The sequence below is a fragment of the Tenacibaculum litopenaei genome (assembly GCF_964514025.1).
Taxonomy (GTDB): domain Bacteria; phylum Bacteroidota; class Bacteroidia; order Flavobacteriales; family Flavobacteriaceae; genus Polaribacter; species Polaribacter litopenaei.
On record NZ_CAZEQT010000006.1, the window covers coordinates 62990 to 78278 of the forward strand.

Annotated in this window: 14 protein-coding genes; 7 read left to right on the top strand and 7 right to left on the bottom strand. The window is 39.2% G+C overall.

What is annotated here, in order from left to right; all coding sequences use genetic code 11:
- Positions 1-29: 29 nt before the first annotated feature.
- From ACKTS5_RS08870 to ACKTS5_RS08880, 3 genes are read left to right on the top strand one after another with little or no spacing between them, the layout of a single operon-like run.
- Positions 30-1085: a Fe(3+) ABC transporter substrate-binding protein gene (locus tag ACKTS5_RS08870; RefSeq protein ID WP_408043511.1), complete on the top strand. Its 1056-nt coding sequence runs from the start codon at positions 30-32 to the stop codon at positions 1083-1085.
- A 19-nt stretch (positions 1086-1104) separates the two neighbouring features.
- Positions 1105-2721, top strand: coding sequence for an ABC transporter permease (locus ACKTS5_RS08875; RefSeq protein ID WP_408043512.1), 1617 nt, complete (start codon positions 1105-1107; stop codon positions 2719-2721).
- Between the two features lie 5 nt (positions 2722-2726).
- On the top strand, positions 2727-3458 hold the full coding sequence (locus ACKTS5_RS08880; protein ID WP_408043513.1) for an ABC transporter ATP-binding protein: 732 nt from the start codon (positions 2727-2729) through the stop codon (positions 3456-3458).
- Positions 3459-3536: 78 nt separating this feature from the next.
- Here ACKTS5_RS08880 and ACKTS5_RS08885 read toward each other — a convergent pair whose 3' ends face one another.
- The 4 genes from ACKTS5_RS08885 to ACKTS5_RS08900 all read right to left on the bottom strand — a co-directional run bounded on the left by ACKTS5_RS08885 (position 3537) and on the right by ACKTS5_RS08900 (position 8503).
- Positions 3537-4613 (bottom strand): imelysin family protein, encoded by a 1077-nt coding sequence (locus ACKTS5_RS08885; RefSeq protein ID WP_408043514.1) that lies wholly within the window; start codon positions 4611-4613, stop codon positions 3537-3539.
- A 12-nt stretch (positions 4614-4625) separates the two neighbouring features.
- Positions 4626-6056, bottom strand: a complete 1431-nt coding sequence (locus ACKTS5_RS08890) for a di-heme oxidoreductase family protein (protein WP_408043515.1) — start codon at positions 6054-6056, stop codon at positions 4626-4628.
- A 71-nt stretch (positions 6057-6127) separates the two neighbouring features.
- Positions 6128-7261, bottom strand: a complete 1134-nt coding sequence (locus tag ACKTS5_RS08895; RefSeq protein WP_408043516.1) for a CARDB domain-containing protein — start codon at positions 7259-7261, stop codon at positions 6128-6130.
- A 21-nt stretch (positions 7262-7282) separates the two neighbouring features.
- Positions 7283-8503, bottom strand: a complete 1221-nt coding sequence (locus ACKTS5_RS08900; protein WP_408043517.1) for an imelysin family protein — start codon at positions 8501-8503, stop codon at positions 7283-7285.
- Between the two features lie 200 nt (positions 8504-8703).
- On the opposite strand from ACKTS5_RS08900, the gene guaB reads away from it, so the two are divergent.
- Positions 8704-10176 carry an IMP dehydrogenase gene (gene guaB / locus ACKTS5_RS08905; RefSeq protein WP_408043518.1) on the top strand — a complete coding sequence of 491 codons (1473 nt, stop codon included), beginning with the start codon at positions 8704-8706 and terminating at the stop codon, positions 10174-10176.
- A gap of 116 nt (positions 10177-10292) precedes the next feature.
- Positions 10293-10712 carry a type II 3-dehydroquinate dehydratase gene (gene aroQ / locus ACKTS5_RS08910; RefSeq protein ID WP_408043519.1) on the top strand — a complete coding sequence of 140 codons (420 nt, stop codon included), beginning with the start codon at positions 10293-10295 and terminating at the stop codon, positions 10710-10712.
- Here aroQ and ACKTS5_RS08915 read toward each other — a convergent pair.
- From ACKTS5_RS08915 to ACKTS5_RS08925, 3 genes are all read right to left on the bottom strand, one after another.
- On the bottom strand, positions 10693-11880 hold the full coding sequence (locus ACKTS5_RS08915) for an Lnb N-terminal periplasmic domain-containing protein (protein WP_408043520.1): 1188 nt from the start codon (positions 11878-11880) through the stop codon (positions 10693-10695). The genes aroQ and ACKTS5_RS08915 overlap by 20 nt on opposite strands.
- Positions 11880-12956, bottom strand: coding sequence for a putative type IX sorting system protein PorV2 (locus ACKTS5_RS08920; RefSeq protein ID WP_408043521.1), 1077 nt, complete (start codon positions 12954-12956; stop codon positions 11880-11882). Before ACKTS5_RS08920 ends, ACKTS5_RS08915 begins: the two co-directional genes overlap by 1 nt.
- A gap of 61 nt (positions 12957-13017) precedes the next feature.
- Positions 13018-14004, bottom strand: a complete 987-nt coding sequence (locus tag ACKTS5_RS08925; protein ID WP_408043522.1) for a YheT family hydrolase — start codon at positions 14002-14004, stop codon at positions 13018-13020.
- A gap of 99 nt (positions 14005-14103) precedes the next feature.
- Between ACKTS5_RS08925 and ACKTS5_RS08930 the strand changes: the two genes are divergently transcribed.
- Positions 14104-14850, top strand: a complete 747-nt coding sequence (locus ACKTS5_RS08930) for a CDP-alcohol phosphatidyltransferase family protein (RefSeq protein ID WP_408043523.1) — start codon at positions 14104-14106, stop codon at positions 14848-14850.
- The gene (locus tag ACKTS5_RS08935; protein WP_408043524.1) at positions 14847-15269 is read left to right on the top strand and encodes a GNAT family N-acetyltransferase; all 423 of its coding nucleotides are present in this window, start codon (positions 14847-14849) and stop codon (positions 15267-15269) included. The genes ACKTS5_RS08930 and ACKTS5_RS08935 overlap by 4 nt, the downstream gene beginning before the upstream one ends.
- Positions 15270-15289: the final 20 nt, after the last annotated feature.

The window sequence follows — 15289 nt, forward strand, 5'->3', positions numbered from 1 at the left end:
GTTATATTTGTGCTGTTAAATAGTAAATGATGAAAAAAGTAATAATGATAGCAACCGTATTGGCGGTTGCATTTTCTTGCAATACACCGAGCAAGAAACAAGACCAGGCAGCGGAGACTAAACCAGTGGAAAAAAAGGAGGTAAACGTATACACACACCGTCATTACAAGGCGGACCAAGAATTGTTTGCTGCTTTTGAGAAAGAAACGGGAATCAAAGTGAATGTGGTAAATGCCAAAGCTGATGAGCTCATTCAGAAAATGACCTTGGAAGGAGAGCAGTCTCCTGCCGATGTATTAATAACAGTGGATGCTGGAAGATTGGTAAGAGCAAAAGACAAAGGTTTGTTACAGTCAGCGAGTTCCGAATTTTTAAACAAAACCATTCCCACTCATTTAAAAGATAAGGACAATCAGTGGTTTGCTTTAACCAAGCGAGCGCGAGTTGTCGTATACAATCCCGCCAAAGTAAAAGAAGAAGAGTTGACCAGTTATGAAGACTTGGTATTACCAAAGTGGAACAAGCGCTTGTTAATTCGTTCTTCAGGAAATATCTACAACCAATCTTTATTGGCCTCTATTATCGCTAATGACGGAGAGGAAAAAGCCTTGGAATGGGCCAAAGGAATGGTAAACAACATGGCTCGATCACCAAAAGGAAACGACAGGGATCAAGTAAAAGCAGTAGTCGCTGGAGAGGGTGATATTGCTGTGGTAAATACCTATTATATCGGAAAATTACTCAACTCCAAAGATCCAGAGGAGGTAAAAGCAGGAGAGGGGATCCAATTGTTTTTCCCGAATCAAAATTCGAGAGGGACGCATATCAATGTTAGTGGAGCTGGAGTTGCTAAATACGCGCCTAACAAGGCCAATGCCATTAAATTTATAGAATATTTAGCGAGTGCTAAGGCACAAGAAGTTTTCGCAAAGGCAAATTACGAATATCCGGTAAATACAGCAGTAAAACCTTCTGAATTATTGCAAAGCTGGGGAGAGTTTAAAGAAGATACCTTATCTTTGGAAGCATTAGGAAAAAACAATAAAAAAGCTGTATTGGTATTTGACCAAGCACAGTGGAAATAATTAAGTATACCAAAATATTTTGCAGTTTAAGTTAACAGCATTTAAAAAGAATACAGATAAATGGTCAATAATTTTATTGACCATTATTTTGTTTATAAGCCTTCCTTTGTTGAGTTTACTTTGGAATCTGATCGAGGGACCCGGAGAGAGTTGGGGACATATGGTACGCACGATCTTACCAGGATATCTCAGCAATACCTTGCTATTGATAGCTGGAACTGTGGTATTGACCGCCCTTTTTGGGGTTATTCCGGCCTGGTTGGTGTCGCGATACGATTTGTACGTGCAACGGAGTTTGACTTGGTTACTTATTATGCCATTGGCCATTCCTTCTTATATTACTGCTTATGCCTACGCGGGTATTCTAGACTATGGAGGGATCGTGCATTTAGTAACAGAGACAAAAGTAGATGTGATGAACATCTGGGGACTTATCTTTGTGTTGAGTGTTTCTTTATATCCTTATGTTTACGTGGCTTGTAGAGCCTTTTTTATGAATCAGTCCAGTGCTATTTTGGAGGCCTCTAAGTTATTGGGAGCTTCTGAATGGAAGAGCTTTTTAAAATTGATATTACCCCTTTCCAGACCAGCCGCTTTTGGAGGACTGCTTTTGGTATTAATGGAAGTATTAAACGATTATGGAGCTGCGAAATACTACGGTGTAAATACGCTGACGACTGGGATTTTTAGAGCGTGGTTTTCGTTGGAAGAACCGGAGACAGCGATTTATTTGTCGGCAATTTTAGTTGCCATAATTTTTGTTTTGATTCTTTTAGAAAAAAAACAACGGGCTCGTATTGGTTATGCCAACGCAGTAAAATCATCTCATAAACTGACAAAGCGAAAAACCAGTGGCCTGAGAAAATTAGGGAGTACTTTTTTGGCTGTAGTTCCTGTAGTTGTCGGATTTATAGTTCCGGTGCTCCAGTTGTTGTACTGGGCGTATTTAAGTATCGATGAGGAAGCTATGGGGAAATTATTCACCACAGCATTAGAGAGTTTAGCAGTAGCCGGAGTAGCAGCCTTGGCGACTTTGTTAGTAGCCTTGAGTTTGCTGTTTTTAAGTCAGTGGAACAAGCTACCTTTGGTTGGCCGCTTATCACGCGTGGCAACTATCGGTTATGCAATTCCTGGAGCGGTGATTGCCGTAGGGGTTTTGTTACCTACCTTAGTTTTTGATAAATGGCTTATTCATAGTTTTCAATGGTTGTTTGATGTAAAAATAGGTCTGCTTCTGAATGGAGGTATCGGAGTATTGCTGTACGCTTATGTGGTGCGGTTTTTGGCAGTTGCCTACAATCCTGTAGAAGCTAGTGAGCTAAAACTGGGAAAGAGCTTGTCCGAATCTTCGTATTTGTTGGGGGCTGGGAAGCTCAGAACCTTGCGTGAAGTTGTTTTCCCATTGATGAAGCCCGCACTGTTAAGTGCTTATATTTTAGTATTTGTGGATGTGCTTAAAGAGCTGCCATTGACCCTGATTTTAAAACCCTATAAAATAGAAACGCTGGCGGTTAAAGCCTATGAATACGCCAGTGACGAACTCATTGTTGAATCAGCATTACCGGCATTAATGATTGTGGTAATTGGAATAATACCTATCGTATTTTTAAATAGGTTGATTTCTAAAAACGAATAACGCATATGAAAGCAGTTGTTGAGTTACGACAGGTAACGAAGTATTATAAAAATAATGAAAATCCAGCGGTACGCGAAGTCTCTTTTCAATTAGATAATGAGCAGGTATTGGCAGTTATTGGAGAGAGTGGTAGTGGTAAAACTACATTGATTCGAATGATTGCAGGATTAGAAGACATACAGGGAGGAGAAATAGTACTCCACGACACGGTCGTTACCAATGCGTCTATTTTTCTACCTCCCGAAAAACGAGCGGTGGGCATGGTGTTTCAGGAATACGCGCTGTTTCCGCATTTCAATGTGTACAAGAATATAGCCTATGGAATCAACGATAAAAAGGAAGCGGCAACCCGGGTTGCAGAAGTACTTGAGCTAGTAGGACTCGCTGGTTATGAAGAGCGTTATCCTCACGAACTTTCAGGAGGACAACAACAGCGAATTGCTCTGGCACGAGCCTTAGCACCGAGACCAAAATTATTGATATTGGACGAACCTTTCAGTAATTTGGATGCGATTATCAAGAGTGAATTAAAAGTTCAGGTCAAAGAGGTGTTGAAGAAAACCAAGACCACGGCAATTTTTGTTACGCATGATATTAACGATGCCGTAATGATTGCCGATCGCCTACTGGTAATGAAAAATGGAGTTGTGATCGAACAAGGATCGGTCAACGAATTAATTGCGAACCCTAAGGAACACTACACCCAAAGATTACTAGCGGCCTTTAATCTTGGATAAAACAGATAGAACCCCTAAAAAAAACCAGTACTTTGAAAGTACTGGTTTTTTTGACTATATCCGTGCTTGTAGGAGGCATTAGTCGCCATCGTTATCAGTTCCTGTAATGATGATGCCCAAGGTACTTCTTACTTCGGTATGCAGTACCATCAATAACTCTTTAAAAGCGGTATGTACTGCTTTTACGTTGTCTTTTTCCGTATTCACCGCTGTTTTTAAAGGTGATTTTACGGCTTTAATAGCTGTTTTAACGGCATTGATACGCTGTTGAACTTTCGTATTTAAATCGTTGTTTTTCGTCTTCGATTCAATGTATTTACTGATTGAGGTGATTTCTTTGCTAAAGAACACTTCCTCCACAGAAAGTAAGTTTTGATAAACCAACTCCAATGAATTCTCTGCGTAGTAGTTTTCAACAATTTCAGGATTGGTATGTGGTGATTTTTCTAGGCCACCTGGTTTTCCAATTTTAGTCACTTTACAGTTATCTACAACATTATAAGCACCATTAAAAAGTAGGTTGAAAGAACTGGTCAAGCCATTTTCACGATTTTCCTTAAAGCTTTTCGCGTAGTTTTTACCGCTTTCTGACCAAATTGCTTGCAGTGATTTAGCATGCTGTAAAAACTCGTTAGTTACGAGTTTTAAAAAACGACTTCTATGAGGTTGAGCGGTATATTCAGCCAAAGTTTTGCTGGCATCCTTGTCTTTAAAAATCAGATAATTTAAACCTGGTAAATTTTTGGCAGCACTTCCTAATTGCAATATACTGGCTTGTGTAAAGGTTCCTTCTTGTACTTGCTTTTCAATAGAAATATTGAAAACAGGCCAAAAATTTAGTTTCCTATTCATGAAATTGTTTTTAGCCTCTCCAATATTGTAGATATACAACTTGGCGTAGATCAAACTAACGTCGTTTAGTTTGGCTCTCATGACATTCAAATTGGCTTCGTTTTGCGTTGTTGAAAACGCTTGTACTGCCAATTGAAATTCCGTTACTTTCTGAACAAATGAGTCAATTCTAGGAACGATAAGGACATCTGTCGTGGTCTTTATAACTTCTTGTTTATAGTCCGTTTCGGGTGTCGAATCACTAGAGCATTGATACATAGTGATTAGGACTAACAGGAAACTTAAGTACTTTAAAATTTTCATGTTGTGTAGGATTTATAGAGATTCGATATAGGCAATCAAATGCTCCCGTTCAGTCTTTGATAATTTTTTGAATTCGTTTTTCGATTTTTCTGCTTCTCCACCGTGCCATAAAATAGCTTCTTCGATATTTCGTGCACGTCCATCGTGAAGTAGAAAAGTGTGTTTGTTAACCGTTTTAATCAATCCAATTCCCCACAGCGGTTGTGTGCGCCATTCACGTCCATCGGCTAAGAAATCGGGACGATTGTCAGCCAATCCTTCTCCCATGTCATGGAGTAAGAAATCAGAAAAGGGATGTATCGTTTTATTACTCAGTAGCGGATTAAAAGCGTAGGTATCCGTTTTAAAGTTTGTAGCGTGGCAACTCACGCATTTTAACTTATGGAAAGCAACCTTTCCTTTTAATACCTCTGGAGCTTTGTAGTTTCTGCGTTTAGGTACTGCGAGGGAAGATTGATATAACATAAAGCGATCCATTTGCTTATCCGTTACCTCAGGGCTACCTCCGTTGGGTGCGTCGTAGCAATCTTTTTGAGGAGAAGGGCAGGGGTTCCCCGAAAAGATAGAAGTCGTCAATCCGAGATCTCCAAACAAGGCGCCTGCTGTTTGCTGTTTTAAACTCGGTTGATTGGATTTCCAGCCAAATTTACCGAGCGCAGTGGTATTGTTGATAGCATCCCATACATAATTTGCTTTCCCTGAAATTCCATCATTATCGGCGTCGAATTCATCGACATTTTTAAGAATTTCGCTATCCGGGAGTGCGTCTACTAGCCCTAAACCGATGATTTGTTGTCCAATTCTCGGTGAGAACAAAACACCGCTTAGCGAACCAAAATTTTCATCGCTAAAGGTATATATTGGTTTTCGAAGCTGGTACGGAGTACCATCCGGATATTTTTCATCGATGTATTCAAAGGCAACGTTGATATTGGCCTCTTTCGGAATGCCTAGATTTGAGTGATTTTGTAATTGATCACCGTAGCTCGGCACGGGTAAAGGACCACCGTGAGGGTCTTTACCAGGAATACTCAAGCGAATGAGAAACCCCTTAGATCCGATGTTTGAAGGCTCAAAAGGTTTTCCTCTACCGTCTTTAAAATGGCAACTTGCACAAGCTCTGGAATTGAAAGTAGGCCCTAATCCGTCAAGTCCACTGGTAGAGGCAGGTGCAGAGACCCATGACTGATTAAAAAGTGAATTTCCAGAAGCAAAACGCAATTTGTCAAGAGAGCTTAAGCCAGGGATTTCTTTACCAAAGGCATTGTTACTTGTGCTACTAATGCTAAGATCATCAATCAAATTTTCTTCCCCTTCTTGATAGGTTGCTAATGCTTGATAGGGATCTGTATTTGGAGTAGGGTCGTCAGAGCAACTATATAAAGAAGATAGTAAGAGTGCAGATAGGAGTGTTTTTTTCAGATTTAATTTTTCTAAGTACATTTTAAGTAATGTAATACATTCTGTTAATAAAGCATTGAACCGAAGTTTACTTCGGTTCAATGTAAAAAAGATTATTTTTTGATAATGGTTTTATTACCTAGGTCACTATGAATATAAAACTTTCCTTTTGGTAGATTTTTTATAACACGCTTTACATCATCTTCTGATGTAATTTTTAAGGCTTTTTTCATAACCATTCCTTTTGAATTTAAAACGGTTATCAGTCCTTCCGAAAGTGAAGGTTTTTTTATAGCATTAACAAAAGTTATTCTTCTTGAAGAATAAATATTATTATTCTCACCCGTAGTTCCCTCATACTCGTCATTATCATTGTCCATTTTTAAATGTAAATATGCGGTTCCAGTGATACCATATGCACTCGTCAAATCATGATAATTGAGTTGTAAACTCTTGGAAATTCCAGATTTGGAGTTTATCTGGTTAACAGCCACTTTTTGAATTAACTTTGCGTCACTAAACGAATTCGATTTTGACAAATAGATACCTATTTTGGTTTTTCCTGATGCGCCTTCACCATTGTTTTTAACTATTAAGGATAAATGTAATTGTGAATTTAAATACATATAGTGTGAATGGTTATTACTCAATGATTGAGTTGCAGCACCAACAGACTCGTTAGGTATAACTGATGTAGATTTATTCGCATCTAATAATAGATCTGGATTTTTGATAGGTTGTACCATAGGACATCCATTGTTTGAAATCGGACCAGGTTTGTAAGGACATTTATCAAGACTGTTGACAATTCCATCTTCATCAAAGTCATTTTCAGATCGGTAAACGCTTAATTTTCCAACTTGATAAAAATCATCCTGATAGTAGCAACCCTTATTTTGGTCTTTACATTTTAAAATCAAAAAGTCTGTTTTCTGACTTGAAAATACGTATTCTCCTGAAAGATTAAACACTTCTCTTGATTTATCCTTGTTGAAATAGGGATACCTCCTAAAGATTTTAAAAGTACCTTTATTGGATCCATCTGCATTGGAGTTTTGTCTAGCAAATTTGAAAAAACCGTACTGTCTATAAACCCCAGTTTCTAGTGAGATTTTTAATTTTACTTTCTCGAGTTTCCCTGGATGGGTAGGAGCAGATGAACTTCTATATTGTTTCCCAGTAACTTCAATAGTTTGAGAAACTATTGTTAAAGGGAACAGTAGGAATAGAATAATAATATTTTTCATAAGACTATTTTTTAGGCAATGTTACTTAACCGAGATATTGATTACAGTAGCTGACGCACTGATGTGGTTTCCTAAGGTTTTCAAAGACTGCGCACCTTGGATTACAATTCCAGGACTTGTGATCGATTCACGTAACAATAACAAATCAAATGGAACATTGTTCTTAGCGCTTTGATCAATCTTGTTTATCGCAGTCATCATTTCATCAGCTTTTGCTTTTAGGGTAGCGGCAGAGGTCTCATCCTTTTGTTTAACGAGGTCATAAAATGATGGACCCGAAATATTTCCATATTTACCAAAAATAACATTGATAATTCCTTGAGCATTGGTAACAACATCTCTATGGGTGTTGTCTGAAAAACAAGAGTGCTCGTCTTCTTGACCGCAATTATCAATTCCTTTATCAGAGTCAGCAGGTTTAGACATACGCTCTTCTGATAATTCTTCGTTCGCCAAGAAAAAAGGACCTTTTACGATATTCTTTAGCGCTTCGTTTTCTGGAAGTGCCATGAATACTGTATAGTACTGTCCTCCCTGAGCCCATGTGTCGGCTAACTTTTTTAAGTCTTTTACTAAAATGCTAGTTACAACGTTTAAATAGGTTTTTCTACGTTCCTTTTTAGCATCTGTGGTATAATCAGATAAAGGACGTTGCCCTGGCTTTACTTCCTTAGGATTGGTTTCGTCTTGTCCCCACAATAAAAACTCAATAGCATGCCAACCGGTAGAGATAGACTCGTCGTTCTCTTTTTCATTTTTTCCAACGAGTAATGCTTCATTAATGGTTTCTGTACCCGCAATGATTCCACCTTTATAAGCTGTATATCCCGAATAAGAATCAGACGAAGCAGTTACGTAATCGATATACCCTTCATCCAAAGGCCATGCGTTCATTTGCCCTTCGTTGTTAATTGACCAGGCATTGCTGCTTGTATCTATTGGCCCATCAGATTCACGGTATGCCTCTGTTTGCCCGTAAAACTCTCTGGCTGTTAACCAAGCTTTTTTAGCCTTGTCAAGGTTTTCTTGTGTAGGTGTAGTAGTAAACGCAGTAATGGCATTCTGCATGGTAACTGCGGAATTGTAGCTGTCTAAATAGTTTTGGTGTACTATTTTGGCGTAATTGATGATGACTTCTTTAGCGGTTACTTTTTTGTCATCAACAGGGGTTTCTTCTGAAGAGCAACTTTTAGCAATAACAGTTACTGCAATAATTGCTGCAATTTGAAAGAATCTTTTCATTTTGTTTGTTGTTTATATTAATACCACAAAGGAAGTTACTTTGAAGGAAATAAACAATTTTTATTTAGATTTATTTTAAATAAAACTAGCAAAGCCTTAACTTAAGCTTAATCTTGATGATAACTTTTTTTATAGTATATTTGCACGTAATTAATTTTTAACAACACAACGCTCCCTAGAGAGCAAAATTGATTACATATATGAACGCGCATCAATCTAAATTTGTAGGTGAAGGATTAACATATGACGATGTTTTATTAGTTCCTGCCTATTCTGAAGTACTTCCTAGAGAAGTAAGCATCCAAACTAAATTTACCAAGAACATAACCATTAACGTACCGATAGTATCGGCAGCGATGGATACCGTTACGGAATCTGCAATGGCAATTGCGATGGCTCGTGAAGGAGGAATTGGTGTGTTGCACAAAAACATGTCTATTGAAAAACAAGCGCAGGAAGTTCGCAAAGTTAAAAGAGCAGAGAGTGGGATGATTATCGACCCTATTACCTTGCCGATGGACGCTGTGGTGATGGATGCGAAAAAGGCGATGCGTGATCACAAAATTGGAGGAATTCCGGTAGTGGATGCTTCAGGTCAGTTAAAAGGAATTGTTACCAATAGAGATTTGCGTTTCGAAAAGAACAACGATCGTGCTATAGTAGAAGTAATGACTTCTGAAAATTTAATTACCGTAGCGGAGGGCACTTCATTAAAGGAAGCCGAAGTTATTTTACAAAAAAATAAAATTGAGAAATTACCGGTAGTAAACGGCGATACACTCGTGGGGTTAATCACGTTTAGAGATATTACCAAAACTACCCAAAAGCCAATAGCAAATAAAGATAAGTACGGACGCTTACGCGTAGCTGCTGCTTTAGGAGTAACCGGCGACGTATTGGAACGCGCAGAGGCCTTGGTTAATGCTGGTGTGGATGCCGTGATCATCGATACCGCACACGGACATACCCAAGGAGTAGTGAACGTTTTAAAAGAAGTAAAAAGCAAATTTGCCGAATTGGATGTCGTAGTTGGAAATATTGCTACACCAGAGGCGGCAAGGTACTTAGTAGCAGCTGGTGCTGATGCGGTTAAAGTGGGTATTGGTCCTGGTTCTATCTGTACGACACGTGTAGTAGCAGGAGTTGGATTTCCTCAGTTTTCAGCAGTATTAGAAGTTGCTGCTGCCATCAAAGGATCAGGAGTTCCTGTAATTGCTGATGGTGGTATCCGATACACAGGTGATATTCCTAAGGCTATTGCTGCAGGTGCGGACTGTGTGATGTTGGGATCGTTACTAGCAGGAACCAAAGAATCGCCAGGAGAAACCATTATTTTCGAAGGTAGAAAGTTTAAGTCGTACCGCGGAATGGGATCTGTTGAGGCTATGAAACAAGGTTCAAAAGACAGGTATTTTCAAGATGTGGAAGACGATATCAAAAAGTTAGTTCCGGAAGGAATTGTGGGTAGAGTTCCATACAAAGGAGAGTTGTTAGAGAGTATTCATCAGTTTGTAGGTGGTTTAAGAGCGGGTATGGGCTATTGCGGTGCAAAAGACATTGAAACCCTAAAAGAAACCGGAAAGTTTGTTCGTATTACGGCTTCAGGAATTAATGAGAGCCACCCTCATGACGTAGCAATTACCAAAGAAGCTCCGAATTATAGTAGAAGATAAGTATCAAAAATCGTACGATATGTTAAAAAACCGTTGTCTTAGACTGCGGTTTTTTTTATTTTCACCACGTATTTGCGTTCTTGGGGTGTATCCTGCGCAGTTATTAATAGAATTCGATGAAACAAATTGTAATCATAAACGGTCCCAATTTAAACTTGTTGGGAAAAAGAGAACCAGGAGTCTACGGTAGTGATAGCTTTGAAAGTTATTATGAACATTTGAGAGAAAAATACGGAAGCGAAGTAGCACTTCGTTACTATCAATCCAATCACGAAGGTGATCTCGTTGATAAACTGCACGAAATAGGATTCACCGCGGATGGGATTGTTATGAATGCCGCTGCCTATACGCATACCTCAGTAGCCATTGCTGATGCCGTGAGGGCTATAAGTACTCCAGTAGTTGAAGTGCATATCTCAAACGTATACGCTCGTGAATCTTTTCGACACAAAAGTTATTTAGCAGCCCACACCAAAGGGATTATCACTGGATTTGGGATGCAGAGCTACGAATTAGCTATTCAAAGTTTTTTATAGCGTACCAAAGAAAGGTATAACGGACTGATAAAGCAACAAACAAACTCGTTAAGGGGTAGGCAAATTGCTGCCAGTTTAAAGCCCAGACAAGGGGAATGAAAGCTAATAAGCACAGTAAAACTACACTGTAAGTGGCAAGCCACTTGGGTGTATTTTTTTTGCCAATATAAAAGGCGATAATTAGATTGGGAGCAAAAGCCCATAAGGTATTAAAGTTATTCGGAGCTGTACTGTGATTGGTGAAAAACCATAAAAATACGAGTAGTACACCAAAGATTCCCGTACCTACAAATAGCGTGATATCAAGCCATTTTGAACGGCGCTTTCGTTGGTAGTCGCGGAAACTTGTCCACGTGATAAATAGACTGAACAGACCGATGAATACCAGTGGAGAACTCCAACCATCGCTTTGAACTTCTTTGGTTTTATGTGGTAAAATCGTGAGTGTTTTGACAACGAGAGGTTCCTTATTTGCGCCTTGTTGAATCTCAGTTTGAGCGAGTGACTCAAACACGTAATCAGGTAGGTACAAGTAATCACGAGGGCTAATTTGTCCGTCCAATGTATTACCCAAGGCGATATTGATACCAACGCTTCCCCAGGTATTTGGGTGAATCTCGCGATTCATCAATTGTCGTAAACTCAAACTTGGAGTTGTAGAATCGAGTGTCAGCGGTTTTCCGATAACCTGCTCTATAAGATCCCTCGGTTTTGTAGAACAGTTATTAAAATAGGGGTCGTAAAAATACGAGCGGTTTTCAGGCTTGGCATTTTCTGAAAGCAAGTTAAAAAAAGCTTGTTTTTGGGTAGTATTCAGATTTAAAATTTGTTCTTTAACCCAACGTTCATCTCTATTATAACTGTGTAAAGTAGGAGGAAAGGGATATACCGCAAGGCGGTACTTCATATAGCCGCGAACAAAATTTACATAAAAATTAGCTTCGTTAAAATCGAAAATACCGTAATTATATACCCAATCTATGTCTTGTTTCGTGTCTCTAACACGAATTGCTGTGTGTCCGAATTTTTCGTATAGTGCATTTCCAGGACCATAGGTAATGACACTGATAGCGGCACGGTCGCTCAGTTGAATATGCTGGGCATGGCTGCTAAAAGCGTTGGAAAAATAGATGATAAGTAAACAAAGAGTGGTTAGTGCGCGTTTCATTAGTGTCTAAAATAGCTAAAGTCAAATTTGAGTGAAAAAATATTGGAGTACAAAGCATTCCCGACACTTCCGATATTGGTCAGTGCGTAATCAACTTGAATACCGCGGTATTTGAATCCAATTCCCAAATTAGGTTGTATACTAACGGAGTTACTTCCGTCAAATTCTTTTGTTTGTTGAACATTTCCAACACCGAGACGCAAAAAAGCCATGTTTTCGTAGTCTAACTGCATTCCTAAGGAAGGGGCTATACTAAAAGCACTGGTGCTGATAAGGTCGTTGGTTTGGGCAAAGCGCATTTGCAAGTCAAATTCCGTAAGCAGGTGAAAAAAACGTCCTATCGCAAAAGTTCTCGCTACTCCTAGCTGCACTTTGGGTTTGGTGATTTCTGTGGTTTCTGGCAGTTCTTGATTCTGGCCAGGAACGGCATTTTTAATTTGATCAAAAGCAGCTTGATTAATAGTCCAAGTATTATAGGTAGTCGTAATGTCTCTTACCAAAAGGCCAAACTTCCAACGATTGCGTTCAAACTGAATTCCAGCATCAAAGCCGAATCCCCATGAAGTCGCAAAATCACCGATAATCCTCCTTACAATTTTGGCATTTACTCCAATCTGAAATCCGTCCAATATTAATTTGCGAGCATAGGCAACATTAAAGGCATAATCCGCAGCAGAAAAAAGGCTAATCCGATTGTAATCTATATTTCCTTGGCTATCGATGAGCTGTGTAGTGTTGAGTATATCATCGACCCCAAATCTGATTAGGGAGAGTCCAACTGCACTCTTTTGATCGACAGGCATCGCGAATCCAGCAAAGTTATAGCTGGCAATTCCGGCAAAATACGAAGCGTGCATTAGAGACCCTTGGTAATCTTCCACAGCAACTAATCCAGCAGGGTTCCAATAACTCGCATTGACATCGTTCGTGGTCGCTACTACGGATTTACTCATCCCTAAGGCAGCTGCATCGACTCCGATATTTAAAAATTCGTTGGAATAATTACGAAATTGAGCTTGTGCCTGTAAACAGAAGCCAACGAGAGCGAAATATAGTATTGTTTTCAAGGTGTTCATGCTAAAGATTACAAATATCTTAAATTACTACCAATATAACTTTATTAAAAGAGACTTATTGTTACAGAGGGGTTGCTTCTGGAAGTATGCGTTCGTGTATGAATTTTAGGATTCTGCTCTCAAGCCAATCGTTGTTGTGCTGAGAGAACGATGATAAAAAACCAACATGACCACCGTAGTTGGGGGTTAAGAGGTAAAAATTATCTTGCCTAGCTGCTTCCTGTCTTGGGTAACAAGCGTCTGATAAAAAGCTGTCATCGAGCGAGTTTATGAGTAGGGTAGGGTGTTTGATATAAGGGATAAAAGGCCGAGAGCTGGCTTTTTCCCAATAATCTTCTGAACTCTTAAAGCCAAATACAGGTACGGTATATTGCTTTTCTATATGTTTGAATCGCGTAGCCTTGGCCAGTAATTCACGGTCCAATACAAAGTCAGGGAATTTTTCTGCTTTTCGAATGAGCTTTTCTTTCATCGTCTTCAAAAACTCATTCAAATAGAGTTTGTTTTTGAGTTTTGACAGTTCTGCCTGCGAGGAAGTTAGGTCTACCGGGACAGATACGGCTACGGCTCCTTTGACAAAGTCAGGAATGTTGCTGTATTCTCCTAAATATTTTAAGGTAAGATTGCCTCCTAAGCTAAAACCGACAATCACGATCTTGTCGTATGTGTGATTTTTATAGAGGTGCTGTATGATAAAGTCAACATCATCGGTTTTACCGCTGTGATAGGTTCCCAAAATCAGATTGTCTTCTCCGCTGCAACCCCTGAGGTTCATACAGCAGGTATCAAAACCAGCCTGGTTGAGTTGTAACGAAGTCGTAACCATATAATTTGATTGTGCACTTCCTTCTAAACCGTGAATGAGTAGTACTGCGTTTTTACTACCCACCCTTGAAAAATCCAAATCGATAAAATCGGCATCCCAAGTTTTTACGCGTTCGCGCTCATAATCGATGTCATTTTTCATAAACAACGGTCGATATATCGTGTTGAAATGAGCGTTTTTGAACGGAAACGAAGGGTTAAAAGTACTCGTGAGTATCGGCATAATACAGCTAGCTATTTTAAACAAATATGACAAAAAAAGATGAAAAATTAAAACTGGATAAAATGATTTCTTATTTTCGCTTGTAAATCTATAGAACCTATGAATATCAAAAAAATTATACCCAATGCCATTACTTTGGCGAACTTACTGTGTGGAACACTGGCAGTTATATTTGCCGTGAAAGGAGACTTTACTGCTACTGCATTTTTAGTTGTTTTAGGGATAGTTTTTGATTTTTTTGACGGATTTGCTGCTCGTATGTTAAAAGTGCAAGGAGAGCTCGGAAAACAGCTCGATTCTTTGGCTGATATGGTTACGAGTGGTGTAGTACCTGGAATTGTGATGATGCAGCTATTAGCTATGGCTTTAGATAAGGATCCTGTTGGGTATTTCGGTGTAGACCCTTACGGTGCAACAGGGAGTAATATTCCTTACCTCGGGTTGATAATCACCTTAGGAGCCGGGTATCGATTGGCAAAATTTAATATCGATGAGCGCCAGTCGGAGAGCTTTATAGGCGTGCCAACCCCGGCCGTTAGTTTGTTAGTGGTGTCTTTACCGCTAATTTTAGATTACACCGAGCTCGTTTCGATACGAGAACTGTTAAGCAATTCTTATGTGTTGCTATTTTTAACAGCGATATTAACCTATTTGATGAATGCTGAATTACCGTTGTTTTCATTGAAGTTTAAAAGTTTTGATATCAAAACGAACCTCGTTAAATACATCTTTTTAGTATTCTCAGTGCTGATGTTAGTGCTCTTAAAAGTAGCTGCCGTTCCAGTGGTTATTTTAGGCTATGTACTCATTTCGTTAATTCAAAATACGTTGGCGCCCAAATCATGAACATAGAAGTTTGTAGCAATCGTGAAGATGCCATGAAAGTGGTACGTGGCTTAAACACCTTTAATGAAGAACAGCAATCGCGTTTAGTTCAAGAGGATTGGATTCCCGTTGAATTTATTGTTAGAAACGAAAATGCTGAAATAAAAGGAGGCATTTTGGGAGGTATAGGCTATTATGGAGGTCTGGAAATTCGCATTTTGTGGGTTTCCAAAGAGTTGAGAGGTCAAGGGGTAGGCCGTGCGCTTTTAGCAAGAGCTGAGGCTTTTGCCCAAAGTAACGGTGCCGCCAAGGTAATGCTTGATACCTTTTCTTTTCAAGCCAAAGAATTCTATGAGAAATGTGGGTATCACTGTATCGGTTCGGTACCCGATTTCCCAATAACAGGTCAAGCGCGTCACTATTTTTACAAAGATTTATAACTGTGGAAAAGGTAGGGGCA

Excerpts from the sequence above, each read along its gene's own strand:
- guaB (WP_408043518.1), top strand. The coding sequence starts at position 8,704 with ATGAACGCGCATCAATCTAAATTTGTAGGTGAAGGATTAACATATGAC.
- ACKTS5_RS08895 (WP_408043516.1), bottom strand. The coding sequence starts at position 7,261 with ATGAAAAATATTATTATTCTATTCCTACTGTTCCCTTTAACAATAGTT.
- ACKTS5_RS08930 (WP_408043523.1), top strand. The coding sequence starts at position 14,104 with ATGAATATCAAAAAAATTATACCCAATGCCATTACTTTGGCGAACTTA.
- ACKTS5_RS08920 (WP_408043521.1), bottom strand. The coding sequence starts at position 12,956 with ATGAACACCTTGAAAACAATACTATATTTCGCTCTCGTTGGCTTCTGT.
- ACKTS5_RS08925 (WP_408043522.1), bottom strand. The coding sequence starts at position 14,004 with ATGCCGATACTCACGAGTACTTTTAACCCTTCGTTTCCGTTCAAAAAC.
- ACKTS5_RS08915 (WP_408043520.1), bottom strand. The coding sequence starts at position 11,880 with ATGAAACGCGCACTAACCACTCTTTGTTTACTTATCATCTATTTTTCC.
- ACKTS5_RS08890 (WP_408043515.1), bottom strand. The coding sequence starts at position 6,056 with ATGTACTTAGAAAAATTAAATCTGAAAAAAACACTCCTATCTGCACTC.
- aroQ (WP_408043519.1), top strand. The coding sequence starts at position 10,293 with ATGAAACAAATTGTAATCATAAACGGTCCCAATTTAAACTTGTTGGGA.
- ACKTS5_RS08885 (WP_408043514.1), bottom strand. The coding sequence starts at position 4,613 with ATGAAAATTTTAAAGTACTTAAGTTTCCTGTTAGTCCTAATCACTATG.
- ACKTS5_RS08870 (WP_408043511.1), top strand. The coding sequence starts at position 30 with ATGAAAAAAGTAATAATGATAGCAACCGTATTGGCGGTTGCATTTTCT.
- ACKTS5_RS08880 (WP_408043513.1), top strand. The coding sequence starts at position 2,727 with ATGAAAGCAGTTGTTGAGTTACGACAGGTAACGAAGTATTATAAAAAT.
- ACKTS5_RS08935 (WP_408043524.1), top strand. The coding sequence starts at position 14,847 with ATGAACATAGAAGTTTGTAGCAATCGTGAAGATGCCATGAAAGTGGTA.
- ACKTS5_RS08900 (WP_408043517.1), bottom strand. The coding sequence starts at position 8,503 with ATGAAAAGATTCTTTCAAATTGCAGCAATTATTGCAGTAACTGTTATT.